Raw genomic sequence first — 17,401 nt, 5'->3', positions numbered from 1 at the left:
TGACGGCCACACCGACGTGGGTTGCGCCGATTCGGCCGAGTGGCGACCGCCGTCAGACGTGGCCGAGAGCGGCGGCTACCGCTGCGGCTACCGGGCCCACGCCGACCGCGTCGGTCACCGCGAAGTGGTCACCGGGAATCCGGCGGGTCGTCGTCGCGGCGCCCTCGGGCAGCCGGTCGCCGAGTCGTACCAGGTAGTCGCCGGCCGCACCACCGAGCCTGGTCTGCGCCTCGATCAGGTGCACGGTGAGTTCGGTAGCCTCCGGCACCGGGTAACGCACCAGCGCTCGGGTGTGCGCGGCGAAGACGTCGAACAGCCGTTCCGCCGCCGCCAGCCCCAGTGCCGCCAGCTCCGGCCGGGTCGCGGCCAACTCCGGCCAGCGGGCACGTAACGGCTCCGCACTGACGACGCCACCGCCGGCCGGCGGCACCACCACCGACATCTCGCCCCGGGTCACGTCGGTCAGGAACGCCCGGAACAGCTCGTCGGTCTCCGGCTCACCGCTGGACCCGACGGGTCCGACCCACGGGTCGATCAACACCGCGGTGCAGGTTCGCCCCGCCGCGGTGAGTTGCCGGCCCAGCTCGTACGCCAGTACCGCGCCCAGCGACCAACCGACCAGGCGCACCGGCCCGTCCGTGGGCAACGCGCCCCGCAGGTCGTCGAGATAGCTTGCGGCCAGCTCGGGCAGGGTCGGCGGCACAGCGACAGCCGAGTCCAAAGCGGGCGAGGCGACCCCGAGCACGGACCAGTCGTCGCCCAGCCGTTCGACCAGCTCGCGGTAGCACAGCAGATCACCACCGACCGGATGGATGAGCACCACCGGCGGACCGTCGCCGGGAGCCAACGACTGCACCGTCGACGTCGTGGCGGGTCGGTCGTCGTTGTCGAGCAGCCGGGCCAGCGCGGCCACCGTCCGGTGCTGGTACAGGGCGGCCAGCGGCAGCCTGCTGCCGAACTCCCGCTCGACCCGGTTCATCAGTTGTGCCGCCTGAAGTGAGCTGCCCCCGAGACCGAAGAACGGGTCGTCGACACCCACCGCCGGCACATCGAGCAGCTCCGCCCAGAGTTCGGCGAGCTGCCGCTCGGTGGCGGTACGCGGGGTACGGAACTCACCGGCGGTGGGTGAGAGTCCGGCGGCCTCCGCCGCCAGCGCGGACCGGTCCACCTTGCCGTTGGCGGTCAGCGGCAGCGCTTCCCGGACGTCGATGACCGGCGGCACCAGGTAGGCGGGCAGCACCGCGCCCAGCGCCTCACGCAGCCCGTCGGCGAGCTCCGGTCGTGCTGGATCGGCGGCGACGAAGGCGACAAGCGACGCGCCCCGGTCGCCCCGGCGGGCCACCACCACGGCATCGGCGACGTCGGCCTGCTCGACCAGGGCTGCCTCGATCTCGCCGAGCTCCACCCGGAAGCCGTTGATCTTGACTTGGGGGTCGTCGCGGCCGAGGAACTCCAGCACCCCGTCCGGCCGGTACCGACCCAGGTCACCGGTGCGGTAGAGCCGCTCACCGGTGACCGGATGGGTGACGAAGGCGGCGGCGGTCAACTCCGGGGCGTGCAGGTATCCGTCGGCGAGCCCTCGCCCGGCGATGTACAGGTCACCGGGCACCCAGTCAGGTCGGTGGACGAGCCCGCCGTCCAGGACGTGGAAACGCTGGTTACGCAGTGGCCAGCCGTACGGGACGCTGGTCCAGTCGGCCGGCACCCGCACCGGCACGTCGAACCAGTTCGACCAGATCGACGCCTCGGTGGCGCCCCCGAGCGCGACACAACGGGCGGCCGGCGCGACGTCGGCCAGCTCGCGGCCCAACGACAGCGGAACCCAGTCGCCGCTGACCATGGCCAGCCGCAGCGCCTGCGGTCGCTTCCGCTCGGCCGAGGCGCCCACGTAGTCGACGAACATCGACAGGTACGCGGGTACCGAGTTCCACACCGTCACGCCGGCCCGGCATGCCAACTCGTGCAGGTGCACCACCTCGCGGGACAGCTGCGGATCCGGGACGACCACCGTGCCGCCGACGGCGAGCAGTCCGAAGACGTCGTACACGGACAGATCGAAGGTGAACTCGGAGACCGCCAGCACCCGGTCGGCGGCGGTGACGCCGAACCGTGCGTTGACGTCCACGATGGTGTTCATCGCGCTCTGGTGACGGATCATCACGCCTTTGGGCGTGCCGGTCGTACCGGAAGTGAAAATCACGTACGCCAGCGCCTCCGGTTCGGCGGCGGCCTCGTCGTCGGGCAGGTCCCCCTCGGGGAGCGCGTCCAGACGCCACCGCACCGCGTCGGCCGGCGCACCGTCGCAGTCGGCGTCGCAACCACCGAGTACCGCCCGGACGTCCGCCCCGGTGAGGATCTGCGCCCGGCGGCGGAGCGGCCAGCCCGGCGCGACCGGGACGTAGGCGGCACCGCTCATCAACACCCCGAGCAGCGCCGCGATCTGGTCGACGCCCCGTTCGGCGACGACCGCGACCAGGTCGCCCGGGCCACGTCCGGCGGCGCGCAGGGCGGCGGCCACCGCACCGGCCCGTGCCCGCAGCTGCCCGTAGCTGGCCGGGCCGGTGGGGGTGAGGACAGCTACGGCGTCGGGGGCGCGGTGGGCCTGTGCCAGGAAACCGCCGTGCAGCGTCTGCGGAGGCACGCCGGCTGTGGTGTCGTTGACCCGGGCCCGTACCGCCAGCTGCCGGGCGGGGGTCAACCGGTCGTCACCGGCCGAGGCCCAGGCGGTGTCCGCGGTGGCCAGGTCGAGGAGCAGCCGCTGGTAGGCGGCGAACATGTCGTCGACCAGGCCGGTCGGGTAGAGACCGTCGGCGGTGTCCCAGCTGAACACCATCTCGCCGGCCCGCATGAAGACCTGGTGGTCGAAGGCGACCTGGGGGGTGCGTACCAGCGACTCGCGGCGCTGCCAGCCGAGCAGTTCCAGGAAGACCGGATCGGTGTCGGAGCCCAGCCCGAGCATGCTGGTGAAGACCACCGGCATGCGGGCAGCGGACACCGCACCCGATCGACGGTTCAGCTCCCGGATCACCGACACGCCACTGAACGCGCCATGGGCCATGTCCCGCAGCATCCGGGAACGCAGCGCGGTCGCGTCGGCGGTGAAGTCGCTTCCACCCGACGCGGGTGAACACTCCAACAACATGGTGCTGGCGAAGCTGCCGATCAGTTGTGAGACGTCCGGGTGCAGGTCGAGGCGCTCACCGTACATGATGTTGACGGTGAACCGGGGTTGGCGACTCCAGTGCCGAAGCACCCGCGCGAACGCGGCGGCGACGGCCATCGTCGGGGTGAGCCGGCGGCGGCGTAGCGCCGCGCTGAAGGCTTCGGTCCGCTCCACCGACAACGTGAAGGTGCGCCGCACCAGCGGACCGTCGTGCCGCCCACCTCGGCGCAACGGCAACTCCGGTGCGCCGGGCAGGTCGTCGAGCCGGTCGGTCCAGTAGCGGCGGGCCGCCGCGTACTCCGGTCCGTCGCGACGGTGGTCCAGTTCCTGGCGGTACCGTTCGTAGGTGAAGTCCAGCGGTGCGAGGGCACCGCCGCTGAGCAGGGTGCGCAGCTCCTGGGCGAACACCTCGCCGGACTGGCCGTCGAAGACCATCAGCCGGCCCGCCATCTGCACCAGGAACTCGGTCTCGTCACACCAGACGACCATCCGGAAGGCGGCCGGGCCGGCCAGGGGTGGCCCGTTGTCGATTAGTTCCCGGCGACTGGCGGCGAGCAGTTCGTCGCGCTGCCGGGTGGACTCGCCCCGCAGCGACCGCACTGTCAGCGGCGCCGGTGGATCGTCCAGAATCCGGATCAGGCCGTTGTCGTCGACGGCGCAGCGCAGCATCGGATGCCGGCGGACGAGGATGCCCACGGCCGCGACGAACGCGTCGACGTCGAACGGCGGGCAGACGTACTCCTCGTAGAACAGCGCGGGACCGCCGAGCTGGAAGTCACCCAGCTCACCGATCAGATACGCCTGTTGCAGGTCGCTGAGTCCGAAACCGGTTGCCGTGAGCTGATCCATCGTGCTCCTCGCTGCGTGTGACAGCGGTCAGCCGACCGCGAGCTGTTCCCGGACGGCGACGAGTAGCTCCGCGGGGGTCGGGCGTTCGAACACCTCGAACAGTGGCAGTGAGACGCCGAACTCCTCGCCGACGTGGTGCACGAGGGCGGCGGCGGCCATCGAGTCGCCGTCGAGATCGGTGAAGAAGTCCGAGTTGTCGGTGACCGCCTGTTGGAAGATGAACTCCCAAACCTTCCGCATCCGTTGCGGGTCGTCCACGCCGGTCTCCTCGTCGCTGGTCGGGGCTTACACGATGGCGCGTAGGGCGAGCCGGGCCAGTGGTGCCGTCCGGTCGAAGCGGTGCTCGTAGCGGTCCGCCCCGGTGGCGACCCCGGTAACTGTCCGTACGCCGATGTATCGCAATGGTTCCGGCTCCCAGCGGCGCGAGGCGTTGTCCACCCAACACAACCGGGTTTCCGGGCGGCTGACCCCGGCGACGAGAGCGGCAAGTGATCGGGCAGCGAGGTTGCTCAGCGCGATTCCCTCACCGCCGTAACCACCCGCGTGGCCGAGACCGGTCTCGCGGTCGTACACCACCTCCGGCTCGGTGTGCCGGTGCAGTCCGTACACCCCGCTCCACCGATGCGTCACCGGCACGTCGGCCAGGTCGGGCAGCAGTTCGGCCAGGGTGCGCCGAAGCAGGTCGTGTGCCCGTCGTCCGGCTGCCGCCGCCCGATCCGTGGCGGACCCGAAACGGTAGTAGGCGCCGCGTCCGCCGAGCACCAATCGGTCGTCGAGGGTGCGTTGCAGATAGCCGAACTGGTATCGGGACTCGGCGACGGTCCGGTGGTCGGTCAGGCCGATGTGCTGCCACGTTGCGGCGTCCAGGGGTTCGGTCGCCAGGACGTACGAGTGCAGCGGCAGGACCCGACGACCATGTCCGGCCAGGCGTCCCGTGTAGCCTTCGGTGGCGATGAGCACCGAGCGGGCACGCACGGTGCCACCGTCGGTGACCAGGAGGCCCGGTGCGATCCGGGTGGCGCGGGTACCTTCGGCGACGAGGACCCCCCGGCGTTCGACGGCGGCGAGCAGACCACGGGCGAGCCGGGCCGGATGCACCGTGACGCAGTGCGGGGTGTACGCGGTGGCGCGCACCCCGGTCAACCCGATCTGCTCGGCGGCCGGTGCGCCGACGGTCAGGGTGAGCCCACCGATGCCGAGTTTGCCCCGTACCTCGTGCCAGCCCCGCAGCCGGTCGACCTGCGGCGCGCTGCGGGCCACGTAGAGTGAACCGTCGTGCCTCCAGTGCGCGTCGATCCTCTCGGCGTCGAGAACCCGACGCAGTTCGTCGAGGGTGCGCTGACCGGCCCGGTACAACCGCATCGCGGCCATCGGCCCGTGCCGGCGTACCAACCCCGGCAACAGTGCGGGCATCTCGGCGGTACACCAGCCGCCGTTGCGGCCGGAGGCACCGAACCCGGCCCGACCGGCGTCGATCACCACCACCTTGAGGTCGGGGTTGAACGTGCTCAGGTAGTAGGCGGTCCACAGCCCGGTGTAGCCGGCACCGACGATCGCCACGTCGGCGGTGGTGTCGCCGTCCAACGGCGGGCGAGTGGCGAGTTGGTCCGGGGGGAGGCCGTCGAGCCAGAGCACCCGTTCGGTGTCGGCGGTGGCCACCGGCGGGCGGTTCATCCGGCCAGCTCGCGGGCGAGTGCCCGACGGTCGATCTTGCCGACCGGCGTGTACGGCAGCTCGGGCGCGACGTGCAACCGGTCGGGCAGCTTGAAGTCGGCCAGTCCGCGGCCACGGAGGAAGTCGTGCACCTCGGCGAGGCTGGGTGGGGCGTCCCGCGCGACGATCACCGCGCAGGATTTCTCGCCCAGGCGGCGGTCGGGGACCGGTACCACGGCGGCGGTACGCACGGCTGGGTGCGCCACCAGGTGCGCTTCGACCTCGTCGACGGAGATCTTCTCACCGCCCCGGTTGACCACGTCCTTGATCCGGCCGACCACGACCAGCCGTCCGGCGTCGTCGCGGCGCACCAGGTCCCCGGTGCGCAGGAACCCGTCGGAGGTGAACACGCCGCGGTTGTGCTCGGGTACGGCGTAGTAGCCGCGCAGCGTGCACGGGCCCCGGGCCAGTAGCTCGCCGACGTCACCGTCGGGGACGTCCCGGTCGGCGTCGTCCACGATGCGCAGCTCGTCGGCAGAGCTCAGCGGGGAGCCCTGAGTGGTGGCGGCGGCCTCGTCGCCGTCGCCGGGGCGGGTGAAGCAGAGCACCCCCTCGGCCATCCCGAACCAGTGGGTCAGGGTGGCACCCGTGTCCGGACGGACCCGGCGGGCCACCTCGGGGCTGAGCGTCGCGCCGCCCACCTCGATGACCAGTTCCGACAGGTCGGCGCCGAAGATGCCCGCGGTCTCCGTCCACACCGGCAGCAACGCCGGCATCAGTGTGGTCAGGGTGGCCCGTTCGGCGGTGATCAGCGGGAACACCTCGTCGGGTGCCGGGCTGGCGGCGAGTACGGCCCGCCCGCCGGCGCGCAGCGCACCCAGTACACCGGGGCAGCCGAGCGCGGCGTTGTGCGCCACCGGCAGCGCGGCGAGGTAGGCGCCGTGCTCGTCGAAACCCATCGCCTCGGCGGTGGCGCGCAACTGGAAGGCGTAGTCGTCGTGGGTCCGGGGGATCAGCTTGGGTAGCCCGGTGGTGCCGCCGGAGAGCAGGAAGAAGGCGACCTCCGACGGGTCGGGTGCGGGCAGATCCACCGGGTCGGCGTCGACGGCACCGAGCGCGGTCAGTTCCTGGGCGTCGCCGGACACCAGCACGTGCTCGACGCTCGGCACCGCCTGGCGGACGGCCCGGGCCAGTTCCCGGTGGTCGGTGCCGGCCACCAGGTCAGGAACCACCAACGCGACGGCGGCGGCGTATTCGGCGAGATAGCTCAACTCCGCCCGGCGGTGCGCCGGCAAGGCGAGGACCGGCAACGCACCGATCCGGAAAAGCGCCACACACGTCACCACGAAATCGGGGGTGTTCGGCAACTGCACGACGACCCGGTCGCTGGCGCGGATGCCGAGGGCGACCAGACCGGCCGCGAGCCGGTCGGCCCGCTCGTTCAGTTCGGCGTAGCTGTGCCGGCCGTGGCGGGTCACCACCGCGGTGCGGGCCGGGTCGCGGATTGCCCACGGGCGTAGCAGGTCACCCAGTACCTCGCCACGCCAGATGCCCTCCCGGCGGTAGCGCTCGGCGAGTTCGTCGGGCCAGGGGACACATCCGGTGAGCATGGTCGGCCTCCTGGTGGTGCCGGACGGGGAGCTTGCCGCCGGAGCGGACGGGCCGACGCTATGCGAAGTGTCTTCTTCGGCGCAAGTGTCTGTTGCTTCTGCCGGTCGGCAAATCCTACATGCGTCATCTATCGTTGGCCTGCCCGACCGGTTCGACAGAAGGGTGGGAGTGGAACAATGCACATAGTCGTGGACTACGACCGGTGTGACAGCTACGGGACCTGCGTCGACAACGCCCCCGGGGTTTTCGAGATCCGGGACGACGACCTGATGTACGTGCTGGTCGAGCGGCCACCAGCGGAGCAACTGGCCCAGGTGGAGACCGCCGTACGCAGCTGCCCGAAGCTCGCCCTGTCGCTGCGCGAGGAGTGAGTACCGTGGCGGAAGCGGTGATCGTGTCAGCGGCGCGTACCCCGATCGGTCGGCGGGACGGTTGGCTCAGCGGCCTCAAGGCGGTCGAACTGTTGCGCACGGTGCAGCGGGAGGTGATCGACCGGGTCGGCCTACCGCCATCGGAAGTGGACCAGATCATCGGCGGATGCGTCACCCAGGTCGGCGAACAGAGCCTGAACGTGACCCGCAACGCCTGGCTGAGCACCGGGCTCGACCCGGAGGTGGCCTGCACCACCGTGGACGCGTCCTGCGGCTCGGCACAGCAGGCGAATCATCTGGTGGCCGCACTCATCACCGCCGGGGTGATCGACGTGGGCATCGCCTGCGGGGTGGAATCGATGTCCCGGGTGCCGGTGGGGACCAACCTCTACCAGGGGCCGGGTCACTACAAGACCGCTGACTACCCCTGGGACGACCCGCCGAAGGCGCAGTTCGGCGGAGCGGAGCGGATCGCCGCGCTCTACGGTGTCGACCGGGCTGCGGCCGACGCGTACGGGCTGCGCTCCCAGACCCTCGCGGCACAGGCCTGGGCCCAGGGACGTTTCGACGCCGAGGTGGTGGCGGTGCGCGCTCCCGCCGCCGACGGCACCGTCGAGGTTTCTCGCGACCAGGGGCTGCGCGAGACCACCCCGGCGGGACTTGCCGGACTGCGGCCGACCATCGAGGGCGGGACGCACACCGCCGGGAGCACGTCGCAGATCTCCGACGGTGCGGCGGCCGTGCTGTGGATGTCGGCTGAGCGGGCCGCGGCACTGGGACTGCGCCCACGGGCCCGAATGCTGCACCAGGTGGTCACCGGTTCCGACCCGTACCTGCTGTTGCACGGGCCGGTCGTGGCGACCCGCAAGATTCTCGACCGCGCGAAGATGCGGCTGACCGACATCGACCGAGCCGAGGTCAACGAGGCGTTCGCTGCCGTCGTGCTCGGCTGGGCGGCGGCCCACGAGGCGGACCTGGACCGGGTGAACGTCAACGGCGGTGCTATCGCGCTCGGCCACCCGCTGGGGGCCTCCGGGACCCGGTTGCTGGTCACCGCCCTGCACGAGCTGGAACGCGCCGACCGGGAACTGGCTCTGGTGACGATGTGCTGCGGCGGAGCGTTGGGCACCGCCTCGATCCTGCAGCGGATGTGACCGCGGTGGACAGCGCAGCCTCGTACCGCGATGCCGGGGACTTCTACCGGGAGGCCCGCAGCGACCTGGCCGGGCCGCTGGACGGCATCCGCGTGCTCGACGTGACGAAGGTCTGGTCGGGTCCGCTGACCAGCGCCATCCTTGCGGACCTTGGTGCCGACGTGATCCGGGTGGAGCTGCCGCACGGCCGTGACGGCGAGGTGCCACCCCGGATTCCGGGTACCGGCCTGTCCTGGTTCCGGCAGACGGTGAACCGGAACAAGCGCAGCGTCGGCGTCGACCTGCGCGAGCCGTCCGGCCGGGAGACGTTTCTACGGCTGGTGGCCACCGCGGACGTGGTGGTGGAGAACTACCGACCCGGCACCCTCGACGGTTGGGGGGTGGGTTGGTCCCAGTGCCGGGCGGTCCGCCCTGACCTGGTCTTCGTGTCGATCTCCGGCTGGGGCCAGTACGGTGACCGGCGCACCGCGGCGGCGTACGACCCGGTCGTGCAGGCGGCCAGCGGGTGGATGGCACTCAACGGTGACCCCGACGGAGGTCCGGTTCGGGCACCGACGTTCCTCGCCGACGAACTGGCCGGTCTGCACGGCGCCATCGGCGCGTTGGCGGCGCTGTGGCATCGCCGTACCTGCGGTGAGGGGCAACACGTCGACGTGGCGATGTTCGACGCGATGCTCGCGGGAAGCGCGGGATTTCACACCCTCGCCGCCGCGGGCCGAGCACCCGAGCGGTGGGGTAACCAGACCGACTTCGTGGTGCCCGCGAACGTCTACGCCTGCGTCGACGGGCAGGTCTATCTCGCCGTCGCGCTCGACCGGCACTGGCGGGAACTCGCCGAGGCGATGGGGCGTGCCGACCTGGTCCGGGCCACCGGGTTCGCCCGTGCGTCGGAGCGGCTGGCGAACCGGGTCGAAGTGGACGCGGTGGTGGCGGGTTGGTGCGCCGACCTTCCGGCCGACGTCGTGGTCGACGAGCTCGTCGGGCGGGGACTGACGGTGTCCCGGGTACGCACGGTCGCCGAGGTGGTTGCCGATCCGCATCTGGCGCAGCGGGAGATGCTGCAACCCACGGTGCTCAGTGACGGTAGCAACGCCCCGATCGTCGGGCCGGCGGTGAAGTTCTCGCGGACGCCCACCCGGGTGCGCCACGGTGCGCCAGCACCGGGTCAGCACACCTCGCAGGTGCTCGCCGGACTCGACGAGGCACCCGTCGACAACGCATCCACTGACGCGACGAAGAAAACATACGACACTACTTGCTGACCGTGTCGCCGATGAGCCAGTATGTTGACGCGGAGAAGATACAACACACCCGTCAGTGTTGTGTTGTGTTACGTCCAGTCGGCAGAGTCCGACAGGGGAGGTTGGCTTGACCACTCAGCTCCGAGCTCTGGTGACCGGCGTCTCGCGGGGTATCGGCCGCGCGACGGCGCTCCGCCTCGCCGAGCAGGGATACGCGGTGGCCGGTTGTTACAGCAGCGCCACCGAGGCTGCGGCCAAGACCCGGGCCGAGGTGGCCGCCTTCGGTGTCCCGGTCCACCTCGCACCCTGCGACGTGACCGACCTGGCGGCGGTGGAGCGTTTCGTCGGTGCTGCCGAGGAGGCGATCGGGCCGATCGACTGCCTGGTCAACAACGCCGGCATCACCCGCGACAGCCCGCTGGTGCTCGCCTCCGAGACGGACTGGCAGGCCGTGCTCTCCACCAACCTCACCGGCACCTGGAACTTCTGCCGCTCGCTCACCTTCCGGTTCATGAAGCGTCGAGCCGGCACCGTGGTCAACATGTCCTCGGTAGCCGGCGTCTACGGAAACACCGGTCAGACCGCGTACGCGGCCAGCAAAGCCGGGATCATCGGGCTGAGCCGGTCGCTGGCCAAGGAGGTCGCCCGGTACGGCATCCGGGTCAACGTGGTCGCACCCGGCTTCATCGAGACCGACATGACCGATGCACTGTCGGGCAAGTTGCGTGAGCAGGCTCTCGGGCAGATCCCGTTGGGGCGCTTCGGACGACCCGAGGACGTGGCGGACCTTGTCGCCTTCCTCTGCTCGGCGCGCGCGAACTACGTCACCGGCCAGGTTTTCCAGGTCGACGGGGGGATCACGCTGTGAACGCCCCAGCCACGACCGGCCGACCGTGCCCGCCGGGCGCCGCACCGCTGGCGGCCGTCGACGACCTGCAGGTCAGCGTGGTAGGAGACCACCTCGAAGTGATCGCGGGTGTGCCGATCCGATCGGACGATCCGAACCTGTGTGGACACTTCCCCGGCTTCCCGGTCTTCCCGGGGGTGTTCATCGTCGAGGCGCTGGTCCAGGCGGTCGACATCGCCCTGCGCAACCCGGGTCAGCCGCGTCTCCGGCTCCGCTCGGTGGACTCGATCCGCTTCCTCGCGCCACTGCTGCCCCCGGACCGGCTGACCCTGGACATCGTGGTGACCCAGGACGGCGCCGACAGGTGGGTGGTGAAGGCTTCAGGTCGACGTGCCGACGACACGGTGTCCGTGACACTACGGGCCACCTTCGTCGGTGGTACGGCCCCCCGGCCGCAGATCAGCGGTCCCGTGGTCACCGGTGCCGGCGGTGCCGGTCTGGAACACCACCAGGTCCGGGCCCTGCTGCCGCAGCGCTACCCGCTGTTGCTCGTGGACCGGGTGCTGTCGATGACGCCCGGTCGACGCATCGAGGCGGTCAAGACGGTCACCGCGACCGAGCCGTGCTACCGGGATCTCGCCGACGACGCACCGGCCGGCGACTACGCCTATCCGGCCTCGCTGCTCGTGGAGTCCCTCGGCCAGGCCGCCGCCCTGCTCTGGCTCGCCGGGGCCGAGGGACCAGTCGACGACGACCACGTGCTGATGTTCGTCGGAGCCAGGAACTTCAGCTTCGACGTCGCCGCCTACCCGGGGGACCTGCTCCGGCATGTCGTCCACCTGGAACGCGTGATCGCCGACACCGCCTTCGCGACCGGCGAGACGTATGTCGGTGACTGCCGTGTCGCCCGCGTCGGCACGCTGATGGCCGCCCGTCGTCCACGTACGGCACTCACCGCGCCGGCCAGCACCGTGACCGCCACCTCGATCACGGCCGACGTACCGACCGTCCCGGGGCATTCCCCGGGACGCAACGGCGCCAGCTTCGTCAATCCTCCTCGAAAGGCTGACCCATCATGACGCAGACCGACCCCCGCATGGCCGAACTCCGCGAGATCGTGGCGGAGGTGCTGGAGCTGGAGCCGGAGGAGATCACCGAGACCGGCGACTTCGCCGAGGACTACGAGGCCGACTCGCTGCGCGCCATCGAGATCCTCGCCCGCATCGACAAGAAGTTCAAGATCGAAATTCCGCAGTCGGAGCTGCCGTCGCTCAACAACCTCAAGGCGGTCTACGACGCGGTGGTCCGCCACTCAGCCGGCCAGGCCTGAGGCATGAACCGGGTCGTGGTGACCGGGCTGGGCCCGGTGTCCAGCATCGGGATCGGCGTGTCCGCGTTCACCGACGGCCTGCGGGAGGGCCGGTCCGGCATCTCACCGATCCGCAGCTTCGACGCCAGCGGATTTCCCCGCCGGAACGCCGGTGAGGTGCCTGACTTCCGACCCGAAACGCTGCTGCGCCGGATCGAGCCGACCCGGTGGGGCCGCTCCAGCCAGTTCGCGGCAGCCGCCGCCCGGCTGGCCCTGGCCGACTCCGGGCTCGATCCGGCGACGGTCGCGCCAGACCGGGTCGGGGCGGTCGTCGGCACCACCAGCGGCGAGTCCGTGGTGGTGGAGACGGTGACCGCCCAGCAGGTCGAGGGTGGTTTCGCCGCGATGGACCCGGAACTGCTCGGGCAGATGGCAGCCGGGCGGCTCGCCCACGCGGTGAGCACCGAACTGGAGTTGGCCGGGGAGTCGTTGACCCTGGCGACCGCCTGCTCGGCCAGCAACTACGCCATCGGCTACGCGTACGACACGCTCGTCACCGGGGAGGCGGACGTGATGTTCGCCGGCGGGGCCGACTCGGTGTGCCGGTGGGCCCACGCGGGCTTCTTCCGGCTCGGTGCCCTCACCGCCGACGCCTGCTCGCCGTTCGACCGGGACCGCTCGGGCATCCTGACCGGCGAGGGCGGGGCGATGCTGTTGTTGGAGACGCTGGACCACGCGCGGACGCGGGGCGCCCGCATCTACGGCGAGGTACTCGGCTACGGCGTGAACTGCGACGCCAACCACCCGGTGGCACCGGACCGCGCCAGTATCGCCGAGTGCATGCGCACCGCGCACCGCAACGCCGCCGTCAAGCCCGAGGACGTGGACTACATCTGCGCCCACGGCACCGGGACCCCCGCGAACGATTCGGTCGAGGCGCAGGCCATCTTCGACGTGTTCGGTGACCGGGTACCACCGGTCAGCTCGATCAAGTCGATGATCGGCCACACCATGGGCGCGGCCAGCGGCTTCGGTGCGATCGCCGGAGCACTGGCCATCACCCACGGGTTCCTGCCACCGACCATCAACTGGACGACTCCCGACCCGGCGCTGGCGGGGTTGGACCCGGTGCCGAACACCGCCCGGGAGACGGGTGTGCGGGTGGTGCAGAACAACGGCTTCGCCTTCGGCGGGAACAACGCCATCGTCCTGATCGGAGCGGTCGAATGAGCGGCGTCGTCATCACTGGTTGGAGCACGGTCAGCCCGGCCGGAGTCGGCCGCGCCGCCCTGACCGAGCGGCTGACCGCCGACGTGGTCGCCGCGGCCGCATCGACCGAGCCGCCGCCACCGGTCGACGTGACGGGTCTGTCGGACGAGCCGCTGCCCTCCACCACCGGGCACGCCCTGGTCGATTTCGACGTCCGCGCCCACCTCGGTCGCAAGGGCACCAGCTTCTACGACCGTGCGACGGCGTTGGCCGTGGTGGCCTGCGGGGAGGCGTTGAGCGACGCCGGGGTGCTGGTCGACGACAGCAACCGGGCACGGCTCGGTGTGGTGCTCGGTACCTCACTCGGCAGCTTCCGCTCCACGAGCGACTACACCCGGGACACCCTGGTGCAGGAGAAGCCGTACCTGGTCAATCCGGTCCTCTTTCCCAACACCGTGATGAACTGCGCCGCCGGGCAGGCCGCCATCCGGCACGGCCTGCGAGGCGTCAACGCCACGGTGGCTACCGGCCCGCTGGCCTTCCTCGACGCCCTGCGCTACGGCACCAACGCCATCACCAGGGGCTACGTCGATGCGATGCTGGTCGGCGCGGTGGAGGAGTTCAGCCCGCACCGGGCGTGGAACACCTGGCTGACCGGACGGCAGGTGCCCACCGGGGAGGCCGCCGCCGTGTTCCTGCTGACCCGGGCCGAACAGCCCGCGTGGGCCGGACCGCGCCGTGAGGCCGAAGTGCTCGCCCTGGCCACCGCGTACGGTCCCGGCGGTGGCGAGTCCGCCGACCGGGCGCTGACCGGCTGCGTGAGCCGGGCCGTCCGTCGTGCCGGGGTCGATCCGGCGCAGGTTTCCCACGTGCTGACCGGTGAGACCGGTGTTGACGACACCGACGAGTTCGCCCCGGCCTGCGCCGCGCTCGGTCACACCCCGACCCGGACCCGGGTCGGCCGGCTGTTCGGCCACTGCGACGCAGCGACCGGAGGGCTGGCACTGGCAACCTTCCTGGCGGCGGAGCCGGTCGGGGCCCGAACGCGGCTGGCTCTGCTGACCTCCCGCAGCCCGGACGGCGGTACCGCCGCCGCCATCATCAGGGGGTGGTCAGGTGCCGGCCCGGCTGACCGCTAGCGAGCTGCGGACCTGCTTCGGCGACGGGGCGCAGACCTTCGCCGCGTTGCTGGCTGGGCGCAGTGGGATCGGGCCGTTGCGGCACGGAACACCGTCGGCTCTCAACGTCGCCCACGGCTACCACATCGACGATGGCCTGACGCGGGACTTCGCGGCCAGCCGTTGGGTGGCCGAATGCGCGAGCCGGGCGATCGTCGCTGCCGGGCTCGACCCCCGGCGACGTCGAATGGTCGCGTTGGTCGGCACCGGGCTGCGGGAGTTGGCGGCGGTGGAAGCCTATGCGACGGGCGGTACGGCGGTTGCCGCGCACCGCCTGCATTTCGGCGACGCGGTCGGCGGTGCGGTACCCGGCCTACGTGAAGTGGTCACGGTCAGTAACGCGTGCAGCGCAGGTGGCCACGTACTGGCTCTCGCCGAAGATCTGCTCATGCTCGGCGAGGCCGACGCGGTGCTGGTCTGCGGCGTCGACGCGACCACCGAGTCGATGCTGGCGATGATCGGCCGGGTCGTCGAGCGACCGACAGACACGGTCCGTCCGTTCGACGTCGACCGGCAGGGTGTGCTGCTGGGTGACGGGGCCGCCGCGGTCGTACTGGTGCCCGACGACGACGGCCGGCCAGCACTGGCCCGGGTGGTGGCCACCGGACTTTCCTGCGACGCCCACCACGAGACCGCCCCGTCCGTGTCGGGTATCGCCCGGGCGATGCGCGACGCCCTGACCCGTGGTGACCGCCATCCGGCCGAGGTGGACCTGGTGGTGGCACACGGGACCGGCACCGCTTTGAACGATCCCGCAGAGTGCGCGGCGATCCGGGAGGTGCTCGTGGCCGGCGGCGCAGATCCACTGGTGACGGCGGTCAAGGGCGCGACCGGGCACACCTCCGGAGCGGCGGCGCTCGTCAACCTTGACGTGGGTCGGCGGTGCCTGGCCGACGGCCAGGTGCCGCCGGTGGTGGGACTGCGTTCCCCGTTGCCGGAGGGCGCCGGACTTCGCTTCGCAGACACGACCATCGCCCACCAGCCGCGACTGGTGCAGTGCGACGCGTTCGGATTTGGCGGCGTGAACGCCGTCACCCTCGTGGAGGCGCCGTGACCAGCGCCGTACCGGATGCCGCAGCGCCGTCACCCGCAGTGCGGGTGGCCGGCTGGAGCCTGCACCTGCCCGGGGCGGGCACCCTCGCCGACGATCTGGCCGACTGGTCCGGTGTGCCGGTACAGCGCCTGGCCGGTGCCCTGGCCGGCGCGGTGCCGGCCGAACGCGCCCACGAGACGCTCGGCCGCAAGGGCCTGCTCTACAAGGAACCAGCCACCCGGCTCGCGTTGTGCGCCGTGCACCGCGCTCTGGGCCTTGCACCCGGTCGGGTCCGGCCGGACGGCGTCGATCCGGAAACGGCCGTGGTCGTCGCCGGCAATCTCGGTAATGTGGCGACCGTCGCCGAGCTGGCGCGGACCATCCACGCCGAGGGCGGTCGTGCGGTCAGCCCGCTCGCCGCGCCGAACGCCTCCAGCAACGTGCTGGCCAGCACGATCGCACTCTGGTTCGGGTTCGGCGGAGCGAATCTGATGCTCTGTTCCGGCGCCACCGCCGGATTGGACGCCGTCCGCACGGCGGCCCTGCTGCTGCGCGCCGGCCGGGCCGGACGGGTGCTCGTGGTGGGATCTGAACCGGCCGACGAGACGGCCATCGGACTGCACCAGGCAGGTTGCGCCACTTCCCAGCTGCGCGCGGGCGCCGCCTGCCTGGTGCTCACCCGCGCCGCCCCGTCGGGTCGAGGGCCGGTCCTGTTGACGGCGGCGCGTCAGGCGACGTGTCGCCTGGGGCCCGGCGGTTTCGACCCGGCAACGCGGTGGGGTGACTGCTACGGCGCGGCCGGGGTGGTCAACCTGGCGCTGGCGGCGGCGCTGCTCGACGCCGGTGGGTCCGGCCCGATCGCCGTGACCTGCGGCGACGACACCGACGGTGAGCGGGAGGTGTGGCTCACCGCCGACCCCGGCGACAGCGCGGAGGCGATCACACCCGACACCCCGCGGGTCGTGTTCGTCGACGGCGGGTCAGGAGCACAGCGGTGATCACAGCACCCACCCTGCACGAGTTGTCCGCCGGAACCACCGGGGGAGACCTGGTGGTCCTCGCGCATGGCCTGGAGGACTCGTGGGAGTCCTGGCGACCACTCGCCCGGGAGTTCGATCCGCACTGGCGGGTGGTGGCGCTGGACCTGCCGTGGCGGGCCGGGAACGACTACCGGTGGCGACGCCAGGGCAGGGTGGCGGACTTCCTCGCCGCAGGACTCGCCCAGCTGCCCCGACCGGCCGACACGATCGTCGCGCACTCCTTCGGTGCCAACGCCACGTTGGAGCTCATGTCCGGCGGCCGACGACCGGCCCGTTCGACGGTACTGCTGTGTCCCCTGTACTGTCCGCCGGAGCAGCCGATCACCTGGCAGGTCTTCGACCGCGCCCGGCGTACCTTCGACCGGCACATCCACGACGGCCTGCGGCTGCGCATCGGTGAACGGCTACGCACGCTGGATGCCGCCGTACTCGAATCGATGATCGCGAAGGCCATCGACCGGATCGGGCCCGCCGGCTTCCTCACCGTCTTCGACCAGTTCGTCAGCAGCGGCGGGCTCACGTTGAGCACGGTGGAAACCCCGACGTTGATCCTGGCGGGTGGCGCCGACCCGACGTTGTCCCCGGCTGCCGCCGCGACCCTGGGCCGGGACATGCCCCGGGCGACCCTGCTCGTGCACGAGCACTACGACCACTTCTGCCATGTCCGCCATGCGGCAGAGGTGGCGGAGCAGGTCGCTCGGTTCGTCGGTGCGGCGAGCCGGATGACGGTACGTCCCTGACGA

15 protein-coding genes are annotated in these 17,401 nt (G+C 71.4%); 11 read left to right on the top strand and 4 right to left on the bottom strand.

Annotated features, from left to right (window positions below; all coding sequences use genetic code 11):
- Positions 1-52 precede the first annotated feature (52 nt).
- From HCA58_RS07610 to HCA58_RS07595, 4 genes are read right to left on the bottom strand one after another with little or no spacing between them, the layout of a single operon-like run.
- Positions 53-4,012: a non-ribosomal peptide synthetase gene (locus HCA58_RS07610; protein WP_169597056.1), complete on the bottom strand. Its 3,960-nt coding sequence runs from the start codon at positions 4,010-4,012 to the stop codon at positions 53-55.
- Positions 4,013-4,039: 27 nt separating this feature from the next.
- Positions 4,040-4,270 (bottom strand): acyl carrier protein, encoded by a 231-nt coding sequence (locus HCA58_RS07605; protein ID WP_169597055.1) that lies wholly within the window; start codon positions 4,268-4,270, stop codon positions 4,040-4,042.
- Positions 4,271-4,297: 27 nt separating this feature from the next.
- Positions 4,298-5,686, bottom strand: a complete 1,389-nt coding sequence (locus tag HCA58_RS07600) for an FAD-dependent oxidoreductase (RefSeq protein ID WP_169597054.1) — start codon at positions 5,684-5,686, stop codon at positions 4,298-4,300.
- On the bottom strand, positions 5,683-7,275 hold the full coding sequence (locus HCA58_RS07595; protein WP_169597053.1) for an AMP-binding protein: 1,593 nt from the start codon (positions 7,273-7,275) through the stop codon (positions 5,683-5,685). Before HCA58_RS07595 ends, HCA58_RS07600 begins: the two co-directional genes overlap by 4 nt.
- Before the next feature lie 177 nt (positions 7,276-7,452).
- On the opposite strand from HCA58_RS07595, the gene HCA58_RS07590 reads away from it, so the two are divergent.
- The 11 genes from HCA58_RS07590 (at position 7,453) to HCA58_RS07535 (ending at position 17,398) form a co-directional block, all read left to right on the top strand.
- Positions 7,453-7,647: a ferredoxin gene (locus HCA58_RS07590; RefSeq protein ID WP_169597052.1), complete on the top strand. Its 195-nt coding sequence runs from the start codon at positions 7,453-7,455 to the stop codon at positions 7,645-7,647.
- Positions 7,648-7,652: 5 nt separating this feature from the next.
- Positions 7,653-8,801, top strand: coding sequence for a steroid 3-ketoacyl-CoA thiolase (locus tag HCA58_RS07585; protein ID WP_169597051.1), 1,149 nt, complete (start codon positions 7,653-7,655; stop codon positions 8,799-8,801).
- Between the two features lie 5 nt (positions 8,802-8,806).
- The gene (locus tag HCA58_RS07580; protein WP_169597050.1) at positions 8,807-10,063 is read left to right on the top strand and encodes a CoA transferase; all 1,257 of its coding nucleotides are present in this window, start codon (positions 8,807-8,809) and stop codon (positions 10,061-10,063) included.
- A 106-nt stretch (positions 10,064-10,169) separates the two neighbouring features.
- Positions 10,170-10,910: a 3-oxoacyl-[acyl-carrier-protein] reductase gene (gene fabG, locus HCA58_RS07575; RefSeq protein WP_169597049.1), complete on the top strand. Its 741-nt coding sequence runs from the start codon at positions 10,170-10,172 to the stop codon at positions 10,908-10,910.
- Positions 10,907-11,968, top strand: a complete 1,062-nt coding sequence (locus tag HCA58_RS23415; protein ID WP_346775901.1) for a hypothetical protein — start codon at positions 10,907-10,909, stop codon at positions 11,966-11,968. Before fabG ends, HCA58_RS23415 begins: the two co-directional genes overlap by 4 nt.
- Positions 11,965-12,219 (top strand): acyl carrier protein, encoded by a 255-nt coding sequence (locus HCA58_RS07560; RefSeq protein WP_169597048.1) that lies wholly within the window; start codon positions 11,965-11,967, stop codon positions 12,217-12,219. Before HCA58_RS23415 ends, HCA58_RS07560 begins: the two co-directional genes overlap by 4 nt.
- Positions 12,220-12,222: 3 nt before the next feature.
- Positions 12,223-13,428, top strand: coding sequence for a beta-ketoacyl-[acyl-carrier-protein] synthase family protein (locus HCA58_RS07555; RefSeq protein WP_169597047.1), 1,206 nt, complete (start codon positions 12,223-12,225; stop codon positions 13,426-13,428).
- A complete protein-coding gene (locus HCA58_RS07550; RefSeq protein ID WP_169597046.1) occupies positions 13,425-14,546 on the top strand; it encodes a beta-ketoacyl synthase N-terminal-like domain-containing protein in 1,122 nt (373 codons plus the stop codon). Before HCA58_RS07555 ends, HCA58_RS07550 begins: the two co-directional genes overlap by 4 nt.
- Positions 14,524-15,639 carry a beta-ketoacyl synthase N-terminal-like domain-containing protein gene (locus tag HCA58_RS07545; RefSeq protein ID WP_169597045.1) on the top strand — a complete coding sequence of 372 codons (1,116 nt, stop codon included), beginning with the start codon at positions 14,524-14,526 and terminating at the stop codon, positions 15,637-15,639. Before HCA58_RS07550 ends, HCA58_RS07545 begins: the two co-directional genes overlap by 23 nt.
- Positions 15,636-16,616: a beta-ketoacyl synthase N-terminal-like domain-containing protein gene (locus HCA58_RS07540; RefSeq protein WP_346775900.1), complete on the top strand. Its 981-nt coding sequence runs from the start codon at positions 15,636-15,638 to the stop codon at positions 16,614-16,616. The genes HCA58_RS07545 and HCA58_RS07540 overlap by 4 nt, the downstream gene beginning before the upstream one ends.
- Entirely contained in the window at positions 16,613-17,398 is a 786-nt protein-coding gene (locus tag HCA58_RS07535) for an alpha/beta hydrolase (protein ID WP_169597044.1), read from the top strand. The genes HCA58_RS07540 and HCA58_RS07535 overlap by 4 nt, the downstream gene beginning before the upstream one ends.
- The last annotated feature ends 3 nt before the right edge of the window (positions 17,399-17,401 follow it).

It is taken from the genome of Micromonospora sp. HNM0581 (genome assembly GCF_012726175.1).
GTDB lineage: Bacteria > Actinomycetota > Actinomycetes > Mycobacteriales > Micromonosporaceae > Micromonospora.
Note: the sequence above shows the minus strand (reverse complement) of the source record. Positions and strands in the feature narration are given on the sequence as shown.

What these genes read in the sequence shown, in the direction of transcription:
- HCA58_RS07610 (WP_169597056.1), bottom strand. Translation starts at nt 4,012, where the DNA reads ATGGATCAGCTCACGGCAACCGGTTTCGGACTCAGCGACCTGCAACAG.
- HCA58_RS07600 (WP_169597054.1), bottom strand. Translation starts at nt 5,686, where the DNA reads ATGAACCGCCCGCCGGTGGCCACCGCCGACACCGAACGGGTGCTCTGG.
- HCA58_RS07595 (WP_169597053.1), bottom strand. Translation starts at nt 7,275, where the DNA reads ATGCTCACCGGATGTGTCCCCTGGCCCGACGAACTCGCCGAGCGCTAC.
- HCA58_RS07590 (WP_169597052.1), top strand. Translation starts at nt 7,453, where the DNA reads ATGCACATAGTCGTGGACTACGACCGGTGTGACAGCTACGGGACCTGC.
- HCA58_RS07560 (WP_169597048.1), top strand. Translation starts at nt 11,965, where the DNA reads ATGACGCAGACCGACCCCCGCATGGCCGAACTCCGCGAGATCGTGGCG.
- HCA58_RS07555 (WP_169597047.1), top strand. Translation starts at nt 12,223, where the DNA reads ATGAACCGGGTCGTGGTGACCGGGCTGGGCCCGGTGTCCAGCATCGGG.
- HCA58_RS07550 (WP_169597046.1), top strand. Translation starts at nt 13,425, where the DNA reads ATGAGCGGCGTCGTCATCACTGGTTGGAGCACGGTCAGCCCGGCCGGA.